A 17,427-nucleotide genomic window follows, 5' to 3' on the forward strand; every position below is an offset into this window, starting at 1 on the left:
GGTCGGTTCTCCTCACGTCCGACGCCTCCGCCCGCGGATGATGATTTGCAGTACGGCGATGAAGACGACGACCACCGCGGCAGCACTGATCGCCGCGATCACCCCCGCCGCGTTGCCGCCTCCAGCTTTTCCGGCCGAGCTCGGCGCGGCCGAGGCTTGGGGCGAGGTGCTGGGTGAGGCGGGTGGGACGTCGGCGGTGAGCGCCTTGACCGGGTCGACGATGCCGTACCCGTAGACCGGATCCCGCCCAGGCTCGTCCTTGTCCTGCGCGGTAGCGGTGAGCCGATGCACTACCTCGTCCGCCCGCATCTGTGGGTACTTGGCTCTTACGAGCGCCACTACACCGGCGACGATGGCGGCGGCATCACTGGTTCCCGTGCCGGTGCGTAGCTTGCCGCTGAGGCCGGTGCTTGCAATGTCGACGCCTGGCGCCACAAGTGAGAGCTCTGGCCCCGCGACCGAGACGGCGGCGCGCTGACCCTGCTGATCGATCGCACCCACGGCAACGACGCCGGGCATTTTTGCTGGAAAAACAACCGAGCCGGCCTTCGGTTTGTTGCCGGCGGCCGCGACCACGACGACGTCGGCGTCGAAAGCCTTCTGGATCGACGACCTGAGCACGCTGACATCGTTGGTGCCGGCGGCAATGCAGATGACACTGGCCCCGCGGCTCACCGCATAGTCGATTCCTGCCGCGACGTCCTCGGGGTAGCCGGCGAAATCGATGTATTGAGCGACCTGTACAGGCAGGATGGTCGACTTCGGTGCGATCCCGAGCACCCCTTTGTCGCCTCCCTTGCCGCGCCCGGCAATGAGGGCCGCCATCGCCGTTCCGTGTCCGTTGGTGTCGCTGCGGCCGTCGCCCTTGCCGCCACCGAAATCCTTGCCTGGCACAACGGCCGCGGCGAGTTCGGGAACACTGGCGTCAACGCCGGAGTCGAGCACGGCCACCATGACACCCTCGCCCTGGCTGACCTGCTGAGCTTCGGCCATGTGGAGGAAACCGAGGTGCCATTGTTGGTCGCGGGCCGTGTCCGCTTGTGCAGGAGTTGGAAATACTGCCATGGCGAGCGTGGCCGCAGCGGCAGTAAGCGCGAGACGCCGCAGGATCAACGGTCGATTCCGATCACGCCGGGGGTGGCATCGTGATTGGACGAAATGTCAGGAGATTCCAGCAACGGTGTGACGCCCTCTTCCACCTGCCATTGTTGGTCCTTGTCGCGATCGCCGGGCGGCCGTCGCCGGGCGTAGGCCTCGTAGCTTCGGTCGTGCCAGCCACCTGCGGGCGTGCGTTCCTCACCACGTAGCGATTCGGAAGTGGTGCGCGGCGCAGCTGGCCGTCTCGGCTCTTGACCGATCACGCCAGATCGGTTGGCGATCCTGGTGCTCGGCCCGGCGGGATGCCCCAGTTGCTGTCCGTTCACGTCGAACCGACTTCCGGGTCTAGACGGTGAGCCACCTACGACGCCGCTTCGTTCCATCGGCTCCGGGCCAGGTCCACTCGCCAGGTTCCGGAAGGATGGCGGCGTCGGTCGTTCGATGAGGCCACCGGGGCGTAGAACGCGTTCGCCGGACGGCGCTTGCACCATCCATCCGGATACCGGGGGCACGTGCGAAATCGGCGGCGTCACGAGCGGACCGGTCGGTGAGGCCACCGGTGGTGCAGAAGGAGGAGCCAATACCGGAGGGCTGGCCGGTGGCGATGGCGTTCCGGTCAGGAATGGACCGGGATCGAGAACGATCGGGACTGTGCCGACGTCAGGACGAGGGCGCGCATCGGGCGCGGGCGGGTCGAAAACGGGTTGCGGCAAGTAGCGGCCGCCGCTCGACGAGATGCCTGTGCCACCGTCGTGCTGATGGGTTGGCGGGGGTGGAGCCACGCCGTCGTCGAGTCGTCCAATTTCGGGGATTCTGGTCTCGGTCATGGGAGTGGCGTCCACTTTGCGATCGGTCGACTCCATGATCGCGCGGGCCTGCTGGTCGAGATGATGCTGGTGAGAGTCCATCACAGCGTTGCCGAGCGCGTCGGGAAGCCCCATTGTGGGCACCCAGTCGTCTGGCAAGCCGCTGAGCGCCGCCGACAGCGGGGTGCTGTTCTTGATGTAAGTCTTCAGCGCGGCCTTCGGATCAGAGTATGCCTTTTGCAGTGGTTCGAGTTGTCGTTTCGCATCGAGCAGGGCTTCCGACACGGCGGAGTACTGCCGGTGGACTTTGGTGGCGGCGTCGCTGGCCTGGGTCATCGCGCCCAAAAGGCCGTCGATTTGCCCGAGGAACGTTCGAGCTGCCGCGCTCTGCTCGGGATTCCAGCAGGCGGCGACCTGCTCGCGGAGGCTCTGCAGGTTTCCGATCTGCTTTGTCAGCAGCTTAAGCTTCTGGTCCCAGGCGCCTTCGTGGGCAGTGTTGTTATCGAGGTTCTCGCCGGCAACCATGTTCCAGAGGCTGATTGCGGAGTACCGATCGTAGACGCCGCTCACCGCGAACCGCCCGGATTGTGTAGCTCCCGGTTCTCGTTCATACGATCTCGCTGTTCATCCGCGAGCGCCTTCTGCAGTGCGTCCTCATTGGCCTGCTCAGTGCGCGTCACCTCGGTCGACGCGCCACCCTCCAGCGCACTCAGGAACTCCACTGATTGGTTGTCGGCGTCGCGGTACGTCGTGACGATCTCTTGGGCTACTTTGGCCAGGACTGCGGCGTTGTGGGACAAGGTGTCCAGGAAGAGCATGGCCTCTTCCATGCGCTGCCAGTAGCTGTAGGCGGCCGACTGCACGACCGGGCTGGCGCTATGTATGCCGAACGACGGGTAGAACTGCAGTTGGTTCTTGATGAGCTCGCTGCCAGGAACGATGTACTTGTCCACCTGGTCCTGCAGCTTCGTGCTGAAGTCTTGCATGCCGGCGGCGTTGATCTCGATGCCCTTGCTGTCGGCCACGGTGCCTCCCCCGTCCGTGTGATGACATGTTCACGGTAGCGGAGCGTCGCAGGAGGAGAAAGAACGGTATGTCGATGCGTGGGGTCGTGCGGGAGCTGCTCGTGCGGTGTGTGGACACGTGGGCGCCAGGCAGTCTCCACGCTCCGCACGGAGCGACATTTCTCTACGCGTCCGGGCGGGGGATCGATGTCGGGGCGGCCGAGGCGGTGGTGCGGGCGTTCGCCGAGTTCGGGGATCGGTTGCGGGGGCGGCTCACGTTGTTGTTCGTGGCGCCCGGGAGCGAGGCGCTGGCCTCGCGGGTGGAGGGGCTTCGGCGGGAATTGCGCATGCCGCCGGAAATGGGCGTGCACGTCGTGGGCAATGGCAACGTCGGGGCGGTGCTCAAAGCGGCCGGGGCTGGGAGCGGGCCGGTGCTGGCGGTGATCGACGAGACCGTCGAGATGAGCTTTACCGCTGCGGTCGTACTCCTCACCGCCCCCGCCGGCGACTGGCCGGCGCAGCGCGAGCGGTTGCGGCGGGCCGGACTGGAGCTGACGGCCGGGGTCGAGCTGGTCGATGGGGAGGACGAGCTGCTGGTCGGGTTCGGCACGCGGTCGGGCAAGAGCCTCGAGGCGTTCAAGGCCGAGCTGTGGGCCCTCGACGAGTACGCCGGCGTGCGCTACCGCGACCCCAGCGACCCCGAGGGCCACCTCATGGACATCTCGCTCGAGCCCAACCCCGGTGCGCTGCGGCGGGAGATCCTGCAGCGGCTGCGCGGCGGGGCGATGACGGTCACCGAGCTCAAGCGCTTCGCGCTCACCGAGACCGTGTACCGCGCCGTCGACGCGCAGAAGGTCGTCACCGCGCTGCTGCACGCGGGTGCGGTGACGCGCAGCCCCGAGGGTGGACGCCTCGGGGGTGACGTCGTCATCCGGAGAGCGGCAGCGAACGGCGGATGAAGTCGAGCTCGATGCGCAGCAGCTTCTCGGCCAGGCCGCCCGCGGCCATGTGGGTCGCGCCGGTCAGCGGGATCATCGAGTGTGGACGGCCGGCGGCCAGGAGGGCGGCCGACAGGCGCAGGGTGTGCGCGGCGGCCACGTTGTCGTCGACCAGGCCGTGGACGAGCAGCATCGGGCGGGCGTCGTCCGGGCGCACCGGCGGCTCGGCGGCCAGCTCGATCAGGGAGTTGTGGGCGTAGACGTCGGGCGCGTCGACGGGCAGCCCCAGATACCGCTCGGTGTACGCCGTGTCGTACAAACTCCAGTCGGCCACGGGCGCGCCGACGACGGCGCAGTGGTACACGTCGGGGCGGCGCAGCACGGCCAGGGCCGACAGCCAGCCGCCGAAGGACCAGCCGCGGATGCCGACCCGGGTGAGGTCGAGGTCGGGGTGCTTGCCGGCGAGGCCCTGCAGGGCGTCGACCTGGTCGGCCAGGATCACGTCGGAGAAGCGGCGATGGATGGCCTTGTCGAAGCTCGGGGCGACGCCCGGGGTGCCCCGGTTGTCGATGGAGACGACGGCGAAGCCCTGGTCGGCCCACCACTGCTTCTCCTGCCAGCGGCCGCGCGCGGCCACGACCTCCTGGTGGCCGGGGCCGCCGTAGATCGCGACCAGCACGGGCAGCTTGCGGCCGGCGACGTGACTGCGCGGGTAGAGCACGCCGGTCGGCACGCGCCGGTCCGTCACCCGCTCGAGGGCCGGGCGCGGCGCGTAAGGGGGTGCGGCGGCGAGCGACGGGATGACGCCGACCGGTTCGCCGTTGTGGATGACGGTGTACGCCACCCCGCCCGCCTCCAGCGTCTGCGAGCCGATCACGACCGTCCGGCCGGCCGCCTGGGCCTGGTGCCAGCCCGGCTCGGTGGTCAGCCGCGTCGCCCGCGGGCCGGAATGGCTGACCGGGATGACGAAGACGTGCTGCTCGCTGGGCTCCCCGTCGCTGGCCTCGACCACCAGGTCGCCGTCGAGGCGCCCGGCCACTCTCCTGAGGTACAGATTCGGCGGGGTGATGAGGCTGCCGTCGGCGAACAGGCAGCGGGCGTCGTAGCCGTCGTGGCCGAGCTCGCCGCCGACCAGCACCCGGCCGTCGGCGAGGTGGGCCGGCGTGCCCGGGACCGGCTCGACCCAGCGCGGATCGGCGAGCTCGGCGTGGACCTGCGTCTCGCCGGTGCGCGGGTCGACGGCGATCACGAGGCCGTGCTGCTGCAGGCGGCGCAGCACCGCGAGCAGCGGGCCGTTCTGCTCCGACCAGGCGGCGGCGACCAGGTACGGATACGTCTCCCGGTCCCAGTGCACGTCGACCCAGCCGCCGTCGAGGTCGAGCACATGCAGCGTGACCTTCGCGTTGGTCGCCCCGGCGTGCGGATAGGCGATCGTGGTCGGCGCCTGGTCGGGCCGCGACGGATCCTGCAGGTGCCAGCGGGGCACGCGCGACTCGTCGACCCGGGCCGTGAGGATGCTGCGGCCGTCGGGCGACCACCAGTACCCCCGGAAGCGGTGGAACTCCTCGGCGCCGATGAACTCGGCGAGGCCCCAGGTCACGCCGTCCTCGCCGGCCAGCAGGCTGTCGGTGCCGTCGGCGTCGACGATGCGCAGGGTGCCGCCGGTGACGTAGGCGATGCGCCGGCCGGTCGGGTCGGGGCGGGGGTCGATGACCGGGCCGGCCGTTTCGAGCTCGGTCACGTCGCCGGTGAGCAGGTCGGCCTTGAACAGCCGGCCACCCAGCGGGAAGGCGGCCAGCACGCCGGCCTCGTCGAGCGCGAACGAGCCGATGCCGCCGGCGGAGAGCCGCAGGCGCTCGCGTAAGGCCCGCTCGGCGGCCGGCAGGTCGGGCTGGTCGCGCAGGAGCTTCGCCGGGTCGGCCAGGCAGCGCTCGGTCCGCGCGGCGACGTCGTAGACCCACAGCGCATCGCTGGGGTCCTCGGGACCCGACGAGCGCAGGAAGATCACTCGCGCTCCGTCCGGGCTCACCGTGACTGCGCGGGGCGCGCCGTAGGAGAAACGACGGGTTCGTGCGGCCAACTCCGGATAGTCCACCCCGGAATGTTGACTCGCGCCCGGCGGATTGTCATGTGATTGGCCCTGTACGTCACTCGGGGTGCGCGCTCGGTTACGCATACCGTGGCGGTTGGAAGAACTGTCGGTGGTACGCCGTAGAGTTGCCCCCGTGAGTGCTCGGAGCATCCTGTTCGTCCATGCACACCCCGACGACGAGTCGATGGGGACCGGCGCCACGATGGCCCGATACGCGGCCGCCGGGGCGCACGTAACCCTCGTGACCTGCACCCTTGGCGAGGAAGGCGAGATCCACGTGCCCGCGCTGGCCGGGCTCGCCGCGGCCGAGGGCGATCAGCTCGGTGGATATCGCATTGCCGAGCTCGCCGAGGCCTGTCGCTACCTCGGGGTGAGCGACCACCGCTTCCTCGGCGGCGCCGGGCGCTACCGGGACTCCGGCATGATGGACACGCCGGCCAACAAGCACCCACGCGCGTTCTGGGGCGCCGACCTCGACACCGCCGCGGGCGAGCTGCTCGAGATCATTCGCGAGACCCGCCCGCAGGTCGCGGTCACCTACGACCCCAACGGCTTCTACGGCCACCCCGACCACATCCAGGCCCACCGGGTGCTGACCCGCGCCGTCGAGCTGGCCGAGGCCGAGGGCATCGCACCCGAGAAGGTGTACTGGACGGCCGTGCCCCGCAGCGTGCTGGAGGCCGGCATGCGGGAGTTTCGCGGCTCCTCCGACAACCCTTTCGCGGACATCGAGCGGCCGGAGGACCTGCCCTTCGGCACCGCCGACGAGGACATCGCCGCGCGGGTCGACGCGCACGAGTTCGCCGAGGAGAAGACGGCCGCCCTGAAGGCGCACGCCACGCAGATTCCCCAGTCGTCCTGGCTGTTCTCCATCGCGGGCAACTTCGGCGCGGAGTTCATGGGCGTCGAGTATTACCAGCTGGCCCGCGGCGCCAAGGGGCCCGGCGTGGGCCGGTACGGGTGGGAGGAGGACCTGTTCGCGGGCGTCGACGTGTCCGGGCCGCCGGAGCCGCGCGAGGTGCCGACCGGCGCGCTGGAGGCCACAGCGCTGTCCAGCGGCGCGACTGTGGAGCCCGGGTCCTCGTGAGCACGAAGCGCAAGGGGGCGCCGCGCCCCGGCACCCGTCCCGCCCGGCAGATCGCGCCGGGCGGCCAGGGCCTCGCCACCGCCGGCCCCACTTCGGACAGCACCACCGGCCCCGCGCCCGCCGGCGCAACGCCCAACGGCGCCGCCGGCCCCGCGTCCAACGGCCCCGCGCTCGCCGACGCAGCGCCCACCAGCGCCGCCGATGCCGCTGGTCCCGCGTCCAACGGTGCCGCTCCCGCCGCCGCGATGTCCGACGGCGTCGGCGGCGCGTTCAGCGGCCCCGCCGGTCCCGCGTCGAACGACCCAGTTCCCGCCGGCGCCGCGTTCAACGGCGGTGTCCAGGGTGGCGCGCTTGAGCGGGATGCGAGCGTGCCGTCGACCGGCGGGCCCGAAGGGGGAGACGCTGGTGGTGTGGCGAACATGAACGGCGGCGACCCGGACCCGGCGCGGCCCGAAGACGCGGGCCGCCGGTCCATGTCGCCGGCCGTCGAGCAACTGCTGGACGTCGGGATCAGGGTAGCCGGGTTGCTGATCGCCGTCCTGCTGGCGATCGTGTTCGCGCTCTTCGAGGTCTTCTACTCCCCGTTGCGCATCGGCGGCGTGCGCGTGCCCGTGTCGCTGGTGGTGGCGCTGGCGACCAACCCGCTGCTGGGGTGGTTCGCGTTCACGACGAGCCGGCTGCGCCTCGCCGCGCTGCTGCCCGGGGCGGCGTGGTGCGTGATCTGGTTCGGGGCGGCCGGGAAGACCTCGGAAGGGGACCTGCTCATCACCAGCGACAACTGGGTGGGGCTGTTGACGCTGTTCACGGGGTCGCTGGCCTTCGCGATCGGGATCTACGTGTCGTCGATGCGACAGAGGCTGTCGCCCGGGTCGCGCAGTGGTCCCGGCGCCGGTCCGTCCGCGACCTCGCCGACGGCCGGCGCCTGACGAGCTGGGCGCACGGGGTAGCCCGCGAGTTTGCCGTGGGCGACTGTGCGGGTGATTTCCCGCCGAAGTGCAGCGCGGCCGGCGGTGATGCGGGCGAATTGCCGATGGTCGGGCGGAGGCTCAGGGAACTCAGAGGCGGCAGGTCTTGCGCCTTGGAGGTATTGGCGAGTAAACACGTTTCCGCGCCGAGTGAGGTGTCGGCGGAATCGGGGAAACGGGGAAACGGGAGGCTGGCGATGAAGGAGCGGTGGTTGCCCGTCGGGCTCGTCGCGGGGGGCCTCTTTCTGGTCAATGTCATCGCGCGGCTCGTGGTGCGGTTCGGGGCCGGGGACGACGACGCCAAGCAGATCACCATCGGGCTGTGGGCGCTGTTCGCGGTCGGGGCGGTGATGATTCCGGTCGCGTTCTGGTACGGCCGGAGGCGCCCGATGCTGCACGTGGTGGGTGAGTTGGGGGCCGCCGTTGTCGCCGCCTGCGTGCTGGCGGTGCTGATCGGGCCGTTCGTGTCCGGAGTCGGGCCGTTCAGCAACGGCGTCGGGCTCGTGTTCCGGCAGTTCTTCTACTTCGTCGGGCTGTCGGCGATCGGGGCCGTGGTGGGCCTGCTGCTGCTGATGACGCTCGGCCTCGACTACCGGTCGCAGTCCTGGAAACGGTACGTCGACCGGGTCGGCACGAAGCCCCGCAAGGTGATCCGGCGCGGATAAGGCGCGGACAGGGTCAGCCGAGCAGGCGGCGCGAGGAATAGACGTGGTGCGTGGTGAAGCCGAGGCGCTCGTAGAGCGCCACCGCCGCGGTGTTGCGCTGCTCCACCTGTAGGTACGCCTCCTCGGCGCCGAGCGAGCCGGCCCACTCGACCAGCGCGGCGATGAGGCGCTGAGCCAGGCCGCGGCGGCGGGCCGCCTCCGCCACGCCGATGACGGACAGCCCCAGCCAGCGCGAGCCGGGATCGGCCACGCAGCCGCGGGCGGTGGCCAGGAGGGTGCCGTCCTCGCCGTACCACTCGGCGAAACGAACGTGCGGGACGGACGTCAGCACGCCGACGGCCGAGTCCGGGAGCGGGCCCTTGCGGCCGCCCACCGCGGCCAGCCACTCGGCCGACGGGGTGGTGGCCAGCGCGAGGCGTCCCGGCACCGCGGCGAACGGCGGGAAGGTCAGCTCGGCGTGCCTCGCCGTCATCACCTGGGTGACCGGCAAGGCGATCCAGCCGCGGCGCTCCAGTTCGTCGTCGAGGCGCTGGAAGAGCGGCACCGGGACGCTCATCGCGGGGACGAGGCCGCGCTCGCGGTACCACTGCTGCACGAAGTCGATCGCCTCGCCCGGCGAGAGGTCCGGGTCGCCGATGGCCAGGGCCGAGTTGGCCCGCTGGGTCCAGCCGTCGGTGGCCCGCAGCCGCCAGTCGCCCAGGCTCGCCTGCTCGGCGGCCGGCCAGCCCAGGGCCGCGGCGGCCTCGAGGGACTCGGTGGGGGTGAAACGGCGGCGCGGGGGGACCGGCTTGGCCCGCACGATCTCAGAAATTGGAACGCGGATCGCGCCCGAGCGGGCCCGAACTGTGAGATGTGTCTCGGACGCTTCGACCAGGTGGCCCAGAATGTCGGAAAACACGGGTCGTTCGTCACGCATCCCGACGATTCGGCGCACGACGACGCGCTGTCCCACGTGTTGTGGCCCGAGCACGATCGACCTCCCGTGAACCTGGATACTAGGCTTCGTACCGCCGCGGTTGGATGCGGCGGGGTTTGCCAGCCCAGGCTGGCAGCCTCAGGCGCGAAAGAGGGCGACCCGTGACTTACATCATCGCCGAACCTTGCGTGGACCTGCTCGACAAGGCATGCATCGAGGAGTGCCCTGTCGACTGCATCTACGAGGGCAACCGCATGCTTTACATCCACCCCGACGAATGCGTGGACTGTGGCGCCTGCGAGCCGGTGTGCCCGGTCGAGGCGATCTTCTACGAGGACGACGTCCCGGAGAAGTGGAAGGACTTCGTCGGCGCCAACTACTCGTTCTTCGACGAGCTGGGCTCGCCCGGCGGCGCGTCGAAGGTCGGCAAGATCGAGAAGGACGCGTCGTTCGTCGCCGCCCTGCCGCCGCAGGAGCGCGAACACTGACCGGCACAGTTTCTTCCGCCGGGGCCCGGCGCGCGCTCGCGGCCGGGCTGCCGGACTTCCCTTGGGACCGGCTCGAGCCGGCCAAGGCCGCCGCGGCGCGGCACCCGGACGGACTGGTCGACCTGTCGATCGGCACGCCCGTCGACTCCGTGCCGGCGATCGTCCGCGCGGCGCTGGCCGAGGCTTCCGACGCGCCCGGGTATCCGTTGACCGCCGGCGTCCCGGCCCTGCGCGCGGCGATCGCGGACTGGGTGGGCCGCTGGTGTGCGCCCGGCTCCGGGTCGTTCGGCGTGCTGCCCACGATCGGCTCGAAGGAGCTGGTCGCCTGGCTTCCCACGCTGCTGGGCCTCGGGCCCGGCGACACCGTGGTGATCCCGTCGGTGTGCTACCCGACGTACGAGGTGGGGATCCAGCTCGCGGGGGCCGCCGTGGTGCGGTCCGATTCGCTCACGGCGCTCGGGCCGGCGCGGGTGCGGATGGTGTGGGTCAACTCGCCGTCCAACCCGACCGGGCGGGTGCTGCCGGAGGCGCACCTGCGCAAGATCGTGGCGTGGGCGCGCGAGCGCGACGCGATCGTGGTCAGCGACGAGTGTTACCTCCCGCTGCCGTGGGAGTCGGCCCCCGTGTCGATCCTGTCCGTGTGCGACGGCGTGTTCGACAACGTGCTCGCCGTGCACTCGCTGTCGAAGCGGTCCAACCTCGCGGGGTACCGCGCCGGCTTCCTCGCCGGCGATCCCGCGCTCGTCGAGGAGATCCTGGCGGTGCGCAAGCACGCCGGGATGATCGTGCCCGCCCCGGTGCAGGCGGCCATGGTCGCCGCGCTCGGGGACGAGTCGCACGTGGACGAGCAGCGCGAGCGGTACCGGCGGCGGCGCGAGATCCTGCGCGAGGCCTTCGAGCGGGCCGGGTTCACGGTCGAGCATTCGGAGGCCGGGCTGTACCTCTGGCTGACCCGCGGCGAGGACTCCTGGGCCACGGTCGACTGGCTGGCCGAGCGGGGCATTCTGGCCGCGCCGGGGGCCTTCTACGGGCCGGCCGGGGAGCGGCACGTCCGGGTGGCGTTCACGGCCACGGACGAGCGGGTCGCGGCGGCCGCCGCCCGCTTGTAGCTGTGCGATGGCCCCCGCCGCGGCGCGGCGGGGGCCGGCTTGCTCAGTTGGCGTGCAGCGCGGCGTTGAGCTCGATGCCCCGGCCCTGGCGCTCGCGCACCTCGAGCCGCCCGTTCACCGAGTTGCGGATGTACAGCAGGTTGCTCAGCCCGGACAACTCCCGCGCCTTGACCACGCGGCCGTCCGGCAGGGTGAGCTTCGAGCCCGCCGTGATGTAGCAGCCCGCCTCCACCACGCAGTCGTCACCCAGCGAGATGCCGATGCCCGAGTTGGCGCCGAGCAGGCAGCGCTCACCCAGGTTGATGATCTCCTTGCCGCCACCCGACAGCGTGCCCATGATCGAGGCGCCGCCGCCCACGTCGGTGCCGTCGCCGACCACCACGCCGGCCGAGATGCGGCCCTCCACCATCGAGGTGCCCAGCGTGCCGGCGTTGAAGTTGACGAAGCCCTCGTGCATGACGGTGGTGCCCGGGGCCAGGTGCGCGCCCAGCCGCACCCGGTCGGCGTCGGCGATGCGCACGCCGGACGGGGTCACGTAGTCGACCATCCGCGGGAACTTGTCCACGCCGAACACGTTGAGCCGGCGCCCGGCCCGCCGCTCCAGCGCGCGCAGGTCGTCGACCTGCTCGGGCAGGCACGGGCCGGCCGAGGTCCAGGCGACGTTGGCCAGCAGGCCGAACTGCCCGTCGAGGTTGGCCTGGTGCGGGCGGACGAGGCGGTGCGAGAGCAGGTGCAGGCGCAGGTACACCTCGGCCGTGCTGGTCGGCGCGTCCCCGAGTGACTGGATCTCCACCCGGACCACCTCGTTGCGCAGCCCCAGCGGTGATTCCGCCAGATCCGAGATGTTCGAAAAGTCGCTGGTGGGCGAGGTGGGGGAGCCCAGGCCCAGGTTGCCGGCCGGGAACCAGGCGTCCAGCACCTGGCCCGAGGACGTCACGGTGGCCAGGCCCAGCCCCCACGCGGGAGAGTCGATGTAGGCGGTCGTCACGTGATCGAACGCTACCCCATCTAAGGTCAGAGCCATGCTCACCCGTGAAGTCCTTGCCGATCCCGTTGCCCTGACCCGCGCGCTGGTCGACATCGAGTCGGTCTCCGGCAACGAGGCCGAGATCGCCGACCGCGTCGAGGAGACGCTCGCCGCCACCAAGCTGCAGGTCCAGCGCTTCGGGCACACCATCGTGGCGCGGACCGAGCTCGGCCGGGCGCAGCGCGTGGTGCTGGCCGGCCACCTCGACACGGTGCCGCTGCACGACAACTTCCCGTCCCGCACCGAGGGCAACCTGATGTGGGGGTGCGGCACGTCCGACATGAAGTCCGGCACGGCCATCGCCCTGCACCTCGCCGTCACCGAGGAGGCGCCGCGCCACGACGTGACCTACGTGTTTTACGACTGCGAGGAGATCGACTCGGCGCGCAACGGGCTGAAGATCCTCGCCGACCGGCGTCCGGACCTCCTGACCGATGCCGCCTTCGCGGTACTGCTGGAGCCCACCCACGGCCTGATCGAGGGTGGATGCCAGGGGACGCAGCGCGTGATCGTGCGCATCAGCGGCAAGCGCGCGCACTCGGCCCGGTCGTGGCTGGGCGAGAACGCGATCCACAAGGCGGCGCCCGTGCTGGAGCGTTTGCGGCGGTACCGCGAACGCACCGTCACCATCGACGGCTGCGAGTTCCACGAGGGGCTCAACGCGGTGCGGATCGCCGGCGGGGTGGCCGGCAACGTCGTGCCCGACGCCTGCGAGATCGAGGTCAACTTCCGCTTCGCGCCGGACCGCGACGAGAAGGCCGCCGAGGAGCACGTGCGCGAGGTGTTCGACGGCTTCGAGGTCGAGCTCACCGACTCCGCCCCCGGCGCGCTGCCGGGCCTGGACGCGCCCGCGGCCCAGGAGCTGCTCGGCGCGATCGGCCGCCCGCCCCGAGCCAAGCTCGGCTGGACCGACGTGGCCCGCTTCGCCGTGCTCGGCATCCCGGGCCTGAACTTCGGCCCCGGCGACCCGAACCTGGCCCACAAGCAGGACGAGCACGTGGAGATCGACAAGATCGTCGAGAGTGCCGACGTCATGCGCCGCTGGTTGCGCGGCGAGGCCTGATCCGCCGATGAAACGGGCAATTCGCCCGTTCCACGCATCGGGAACCTATACCCCGCCGGGGTAAAAGTCCGAAAAGTCGCGGCGCGCAGTGCCCGACTTTTCGTATGAAAGGGTCAGTTCGCCTCGGGCGCGGAGTCCTCGATCACCGGGTCGATCTGGCGCATCATGCGGCGCACCGCGAGCACCTCGCGGATCCTCCGGTTGATCTGCCGCTTCTGGCGGTCCTGGTCCGTCCGCGTCATGGCCGGTCACCCCCCATGTCCCCTGCCACTGGTATACCGAGTAGGACGCGACGGCAGGGCGGAACGTTGCTCCCTGCACCCATTTTCTTACCGAAAGCGTCCGATCATCGCGGCGCGGGTGGCCCGGTGACGTAGGTCTTACCGTCCGGATAGGGCCAGGCGTTGGCCGCGCAGCCCTCCAGGCCGAAGGACTGGCGGGCCATCACCGGGGCGGGGGCGCCCTTGTGCGGGCAGACGGCGTGGCCGTGGCCGAGGAAGTGGCCGACCTCGTGGTTGACGACCATGTTGCGGTACTCCGCGACGCTCGGGTACCAGGCGACGGCGAGCAGCCAGCGCTTGAGGTTGATGATCACGTCCCGGCCGCCGCGGCAGGAAACCTCGCCCCTCGTGTTCACCCCGCGCTTGGCGCACATGGTGTCGGTCGTCGATGGTGTGGCCAGATGCACAGTGAGCTCGCTCGGGCTGCCGGCCGGGACCCGCTGGAAGGAGAATCGGCCTCCTGCGATCCAGCTGCGCCCGTCGCCGAGGGTGCGGTGCACGGCGGCGGCGAACTCCTCGGGGTCGACGCCGGATCCCTGCTCGGTCGCGACGGTGTAGTGCACCACGTGCCCGGCGGCGCCGATCCGCTCGCCGCCGGTGGTGGCGTAGTCGAACTTCCCGTTGCCCTTGACCGGCACGGAGGGCGGCTGGGTAGAGGCCGGCGCGGCCGGCGGAGGCGACGACGGGGAGGCGGCAGGGGAAGGGGGCGACGGCGGGGAAGGCGCGGCCGGCGACGAGGCCGCCAGGGGCTTTGCGGGTGGGGAGGAAGCGCTCATGCCGTACCAAATGATGGAAGAACCCACCAGAATCAGGCAGGCCAACGAGAGCAGCATCCACCCCCGTCGCGTCATGGCGGTATTGGACCACGACTTGGCCGCCTGGTGGGTTCCCGGCAATCCGATCGACGTACCGTGACAGGCATGAGCGGCCCGGATCGAGGGGGAGCGGCCGCGGACAAAGCGGACACAGCCTGGCTCAGGCCGGCGCCGGAACGAACCGGAGGTGACGGCATGAGCGAACCCAAGCGCAGCCGGCCGCGGGAGCGGCATCGCGGAATGGTGACACTGCGACGCGACGCCATTGCGTTGAGCACCGCCGACCAGCGGCTGCTCGACTCGCACCTGCGGCACGAGTGGAAGACCAAGGACGCGTGGCGGGCGCTGCGCATCCTCAGCGAGTTCGTCGAGGGCTTCGACACGCTGGCCGACCTGCCGCCGGCCGTGAGCGTCTTCGGCTCGGCCCGCAGCAAGCCCGACAGCCCGGAGTGGGCGATGGGCGAGGCGCTCGGCAAGGCGCTGGCCGGGGCCGGGTATGCGGTGATCACCGGCGGCGGTCCGGGCGTCATGGAGGCGGCCAACAAGGGCGTCGCCGAGGCCGGCGGGCTGTCCATCGGGCTGGGCATCGAGCTGCCGTTCGAGCAGGGGCTCAACGACTGGGTCGACATCGGCATCGACTTCCGGTACTTCTTCGCGCGCAAGACGATGTTCGTGAAGTACGCGCAGGCCTTCGTGGTGCTCCCGGGCGGCTTCGGCACGCTCGACGAGCTGTTCGAGGCCGTGACGCTGGTGCAGACGCGGAAGGTGACGCGCTTCCCGGTGGTGCTCATGGGCACCGACTACTGGCGCGGCCTGCTCGACTGGATGCGCGACACCATGCTCCCGGACGGGAAGATCGGACCCGAGGACCTCGAGCTGCTGTTCCTCACCGACGACGTCGAGGCCGCCGTGCAGCACATCCGCGACGCGGCCGAGCACGTCGAGGAGGGGAGCGAGTAGATGGCCCGCATCGGTGTGTTCTGCGCCTCGTCGCAGCGGCTCGACCAGCGCTGGCTCGGCCTGGCCTACGACCTCGGCGTCGAGATCGGCCGCCGCGGCCACGAGCTGGTCTCCGGCGGCGGCTGCGTGGGCATGATGGGCGCGGTCGCGGACGGCGCCCGGGCCGGCGGGGCCCGCACGTTCGGCGTGATACCGCAGTCCCTGGTCGACCTCGAGGTGGCCGACACCAAGTCGGACGAGCTGGTCGTCACCGACGGCATGGCCTCGCGCAAGCTGCTGATGATCGAGCGCGCCGACGCCTTCATCACGCTGCCCGGCGGGCTGGGCACCCTGGACGAGCTGTTCGAGGTCTGGACCACGGCCATGCTCGACCAGCACCGCAAGCCGATCCTGCTGCTGGACGCCGGCGGCTTCTACGGCGGGCTGCTGGACTGGCTGGGCGGCCTGGCCCGCGAGCAGTTCGTCCGCCCGTCGGCCCTGGCGCTGCTGCTGATGGCCCAGGACGTCGACAAGGCCATGGACCTGATCGAGGCATCCCTGCTCGGCACGGCGCGCGGACGATGAGCCCGGCTCCCGCGATGTGATTGCATAGGCCGCGTGACCGCGACAGCTTCCCCCGCGGGGCAGCGGCGTGCCTTCCGGCTCGTGCGCCGCCCCCCGGCCGCGGCCGTCCCGGTCTTCGCCGACCCGTGGCAGCGGCTGGTCATCGAGCACACCAAGGGCCCGCTGCTGGTCATCGGCGGCCCGGGCACCGGCAAGACGAGCGCGCTGGTCGAGGCCGTCGCGGCCCGGGTCGAGGAGGGCGCCGACCCCGAGAGCATCCTCGTGCTCACGTTCGGGCGGCGCGGGGCGGTGCGGCTGCGCGACCGGATCGAGGGGCGGCTCGGGCGGGCCGCCGGGCTGCGGACCACCGCCGAGCCGATGGTCCGCACATTCCACGGATACGCCTTCGGGCTGCTGCGCCGCGCCGCGGTCGAGCGGGGCGAGACCTCGCCGCGGCTGCTCACCGGGCCCGAGCAGGACCTGGTGATCCGGGAGCTGCTGGCGGAGTCCACGGCACCCTGGCCGGAGTCGCTGCGCGGGGCGCTGGGCACCCGGGCGTTCGCCACCGAGCTGCGCGACCTGCTCCTGCGCGCGGTCGAGCGGGGTGTCGGGCCCAATCAGCTGCGCGAACTGGCGCGCATCCATCGGCGCGCCGACTGGACCGCGGCCGCCGAGTTCTTCCGGGAGTACCTCCAGGTGCTCGCCCTGCGCGACGCCACCGGCCGGGGGTCGGTCGCCTACGACTACGCCGAGCTCGTGCGGGCGGCGGCCGGCGAGTCCGATCTCCTCGAGCGGGAACAACGGCGGCTGGCGTACGTCTACGTCGACGAACTCGCCGACACCGACCCCGCCCAGGTCGAGCTGCTGGAGCTGGTCGCCGGCAACGGCGCGCACCTGGTCGCGTTCGCCGACCCGGACTCCTCCACGTTCGCGTTCCGCGGCGCCGACCCGTCGATCGTCGGCGACTTCGGCGAGCGGTTCCCCGGCGCGCCGCGGGTGACCCTGCCGCACTCGCGGCGGCTCGGGGCCGGGCTGCTGGCGCCGGTCGGGCGGGTCGCGGCGCGGCTGCGCGGGCCGTCGCGGCACCGGGCGATGCTGGCCACCCGCGAGGGCGGCACGACGGAGACGCGGACGTTCGCGTCGGAGACGTCGGAGGCGGCATACATCGCACACCGGCTGCGCGAGGCGCACCTGCTGCGGGGCGTGCCCTGGGCGCGGATGGCGGTCATCGTGCGCTCGACCGCGCGGCAGCTCGCCCCGCTGCAGCGGGCGCTGCACTCGGCCGGGGTACCGACGGTGACCGAGGCCGAGGACCTGCCGCTGCACCTGCAGCCGGCGATCGCGCCGCTGCTGCTGCTCATCCGGTGCGCGCTCGACGGCGAGCGGCTGGACGAGGACGCGGCGGTGGCGCTGCTGCACTCGCCGCTGGGCGGGGCCGACCCGCTGGCCGAGCGGCGGCTGCGGCAGGGGCTGCGGGCGCTCGCGCTGGCCGCGGGGGACCGCCGGCCGTCGGGCGTGCTGCTGCTGGCCGCGCTGCGCGACCCGGCCGAGCTGGCCATGGTGGAGCGGC

The 17,427-nt window shown here is 71.4% G+C and carries 19 protein-coding genes; 11 read left to right on the plus strand and 8 right to left on the minus strand.

Translation table 11 applies throughout. The annotated features are described in order from the left end of the window. Positions 1-12 precede the first annotated feature (12 nt). The 3 genes from mycP to AB0M46_RS16130 are packed head-to-tail and all read right to left on the minus strand — an operon-like array spanning position 13 to position 2,929. On the minus strand, positions 13-1,113 hold the full coding sequence (gene mycP, locus AB0M46_RS16120; RefSeq protein ID WP_363336536.1) for a type VII secretion-associated serine protease mycosin: 1,101 nt from the start codon (positions 1,111-1,113) through the stop codon (positions 13-15). Further along, positions 1,110-2,474, minus strand: a complete 1,365-nt coding sequence (locus AB0M46_RS16125; protein ID WP_363336537.1) for a hypothetical protein — start codon at positions 2,472-2,474, stop codon at positions 1,110-1,112. The genes mycP and AB0M46_RS16125 overlap by 4 nt, the downstream gene beginning before the upstream one ends. After that, the gene (locus tag AB0M46_RS16130; RefSeq protein WP_363336539.1) at positions 2,471-2,929 is read right to left on the minus strand and encodes a hypothetical protein; all 459 of its coding nucleotides are present in this window, start codon (positions 2,927-2,929) and stop codon (positions 2,471-2,473) included. The genes AB0M46_RS16125 and AB0M46_RS16130 overlap by 4 nt, the downstream gene beginning before the upstream one ends. Positions 2,930-2,997: 68 nt before the next feature. Between AB0M46_RS16130 and AB0M46_RS16135 the strand changes: the two genes are divergently transcribed. Then, positions 2,998-3,867, plus strand: coding sequence for a hypothetical protein (locus AB0M46_RS16135; protein ID WP_363336541.1), 870 nt, complete (start codon positions 2,998-3,000; stop codon positions 3,865-3,867). On the opposite strand, the gene AB0M46_RS16140 is transcribed toward AB0M46_RS16135, so the two are convergent. Further along, positions 3,836-5,941: a prolyl oligopeptidase family serine peptidase gene (locus AB0M46_RS16140; RefSeq protein ID WP_363336543.1), complete on the minus strand. Its 2,106-nt coding sequence runs from the start codon at positions 5,939-5,941 to the stop codon at positions 3,836-3,838. The two genes, AB0M46_RS16135 and AB0M46_RS16140, sit on opposite strands and share 32 nt — an antisense overlap. 130 nt (positions 5,942-6,071) lie before the next feature. On the opposite strand from AB0M46_RS16140, the gene mshB reads away from it, so the two are divergent. From mshB to AB0M46_RS16155, 3 genes are all read left to right on the plus strand, one after another. Next, positions 6,072-7,025: an N-acetyl-1-D-myo-inositol-2-amino-2-deoxy-alpha-D-glucopyranoside deacetylase gene (mshB, locus tag AB0M46_RS16145; protein ID WP_363336545.1), complete on the plus strand. Its 954-nt coding sequence runs from the start codon at positions 6,072-6,074 to the stop codon at positions 7,023-7,025. Further along, the gene (locus AB0M46_RS16150; RefSeq protein ID WP_363336547.1) at positions 7,022-7,951 is read left to right on the plus strand and encodes a hypothetical protein; all 930 of its coding nucleotides are present in this window, start codon (positions 7,022-7,024) and stop codon (positions 7,949-7,951) included. The genes mshB and AB0M46_RS16150 overlap by 4 nt, the downstream gene beginning before the upstream one ends. 236 nt (positions 7,952-8,187) lie before the next feature. Beyond that, positions 8,188-8,655, plus strand: a complete 468-nt coding sequence (locus AB0M46_RS16155; protein WP_363336549.1) for a hypothetical protein — start codon at positions 8,188-8,190, stop codon at positions 8,653-8,655. 13 nt (positions 8,656-8,668) lie between these two features. On the opposite strand, the gene AB0M46_RS16160 is transcribed toward AB0M46_RS16155, so the two are convergent. Then, the gene (locus AB0M46_RS16160; protein ID WP_363336551.1) at positions 8,669-9,625 is read right to left on the minus strand and encodes a GNAT family N-acetyltransferase; all 957 of its coding nucleotides are present in this window, start codon (positions 9,623-9,625) and stop codon (positions 8,669-8,671) included. 107 nt (positions 9,626-9,732) lie between these two features. Between AB0M46_RS16160 and fdxA the strand changes: the two genes are divergently transcribed. Beyond that, positions 9,733-10,059, plus strand: a complete 327-nt coding sequence (gene fdxA / locus AB0M46_RS16165; RefSeq protein WP_363336553.1) for a ferredoxin — start codon at positions 9,733-9,735, stop codon at positions 10,057-10,059. Further along, positions 10,056-11,168, plus strand: coding sequence for a succinyldiaminopimelate transaminase (gene dapC / locus AB0M46_RS16170; RefSeq protein ID WP_363336582.1), 1,113 nt, complete (start codon positions 10,056-10,058; stop codon positions 11,166-11,168). Before fdxA ends, dapC begins: the two co-directional genes overlap by 4 nt. A gap of 43 nt (positions 11,169-11,211) precedes the next feature. Here the strand turns inward: dapC and dapD are convergent, their stop codons facing one another. Next, entirely contained in the window at positions 11,212-12,156 is a 945-nt protein-coding gene (gene dapD / locus AB0M46_RS16175; RefSeq protein WP_363336555.1) for a 2,3,4,5-tetrahydropyridine-2,6-dicarboxylate N-succinyltransferase, read from the minus strand. A gap of 34 nt (positions 12,157-12,190) precedes the next feature. Here dapD and dapE point away from each other — a divergent pair, with 34 nt between their 5' ends. Further along, positions 12,191-13,258, plus strand: a complete 1,068-nt coding sequence (dapE, locus tag AB0M46_RS16180) for a succinyl-diaminopimelate desuccinylase (protein WP_363336557.1) — start codon at positions 12,191-12,193, stop codon at positions 13,256-13,258. Positions 13,259-13,371: 113 nt separating this feature from the next. On the opposite strand, the gene AB0M46_RS16185 is transcribed toward dapE, so the two are convergent. Next, a complete protein-coding gene (locus AB0M46_RS16185) occupies positions 13,372-13,500 on the minus strand; it encodes a hypothetical protein (RefSeq protein WP_363336559.1) in 129 nt (42 codons plus the stop codon). Between the two features lie 104 nt (positions 13,501-13,604). Further along, a complete protein-coding gene (locus tag AB0M46_RS16190) occupies positions 13,605-14,177 on the minus strand; it encodes a DUF3152 domain-containing protein (protein WP_363336561.1) in 573 nt (190 codons plus the stop codon). On the opposite strand from AB0M46_RS16190, the gene AB0M46_RS16195 reads away from it, so the two are divergent. From AB0M46_RS16195 to AB0M46_RS16210, 4 genes are all read left to right on the plus strand, one after another. Next, complete coding sequence (locus tag AB0M46_RS16195; protein WP_363336563.1) at positions 14,167-14,454, plus strand: hypothetical protein; 288 nt, start codon at positions 14,167-14,169, stop codon at positions 14,452-14,454. The genes AB0M46_RS16190 and AB0M46_RS16195 overlap by 11 nt on opposite strands. A 95-nt stretch (positions 14,455-14,549) precedes the next feature. Beyond that, positions 14,550-15,314: a TIGR00730 family Rossman fold protein gene (locus tag AB0M46_RS16200; RefSeq protein ID WP_363336565.1), complete on the plus strand. Its 765-nt coding sequence runs from the start codon at positions 14,550-14,552 to the stop codon at positions 15,312-15,314. After that, positions 15,315-15,878 carry a TIGR00730 family Rossman fold protein gene (locus AB0M46_RS16205; RefSeq protein ID WP_363336567.1) on the plus strand — a complete coding sequence of 188 codons (564 nt, stop codon included), beginning with the start codon at positions 15,315-15,317 and terminating at the stop codon, positions 15,876-15,878. It abuts the gene before it with no gap. Between the two features lie 81 nt (positions 15,879-15,959). Beyond that, positions 15,960-17,427: ATP-dependent helicase (locus AB0M46_RS16210; RefSeq protein ID WP_363336584.1), on the plus strand; the 1,468-nt coding region annotated here is incomplete at its 3' end.

The sequence above is a fragment of the Dactylosporangium sp. NPDC051485 genome (genome assembly GCF_040682015.1).
In the GTDB taxonomy this organism is placed as follows: Bacteria; Actinomycetota; Actinomycetes; order Mycobacteriales; family Micromonosporaceae; genus Dactylosporangium.

What these genes read in the sequence shown, in the direction of transcription:
- AB0M46_RS16135 (WP_363336541.1), top strand. Translation starts at nt 2,998, where the DNA reads ATGTCGATGCGTGGGGTCGTGCGGGAGCTGCTCGTGCGGTGTGTGGAC.
- AB0M46_RS16155 (WP_363336549.1), top strand. Translation starts at nt 8,188, where the DNA reads ATGAAGGAGCGGTGGTTGCCCGTCGGGCTCGTCGCGGGGGGCCTCTTT.
- dapE (WP_363336557.1), top strand. Translation starts at nt 12,191, where the DNA reads ATGCTCACCCGTGAAGTCCTTGCCGATCCCGTTGCCCTGACCCGCGCG.
- AB0M46_RS16185 (WP_363336559.1), bottom strand. Translation starts at nt 13,500, where the DNA reads ATGACGCGGACGGACCAGGACCGCCAGAAGCGGCAGATCAACCGGAGG.
- AB0M46_RS16200 (WP_363336565.1), top strand. Translation starts at nt 14,550, where the DNA reads ATGAGCGAACCCAAGCGCAGCCGGCCGCGGGAGCGGCATCGCGGAATG.
- AB0M46_RS16205 (WP_363336567.1), top strand. Translation starts at nt 15,315, where the DNA reads ATGGCCCGCATCGGTGTGTTCTGCGCCTCGTCGCAGCGGCTCGACCAG.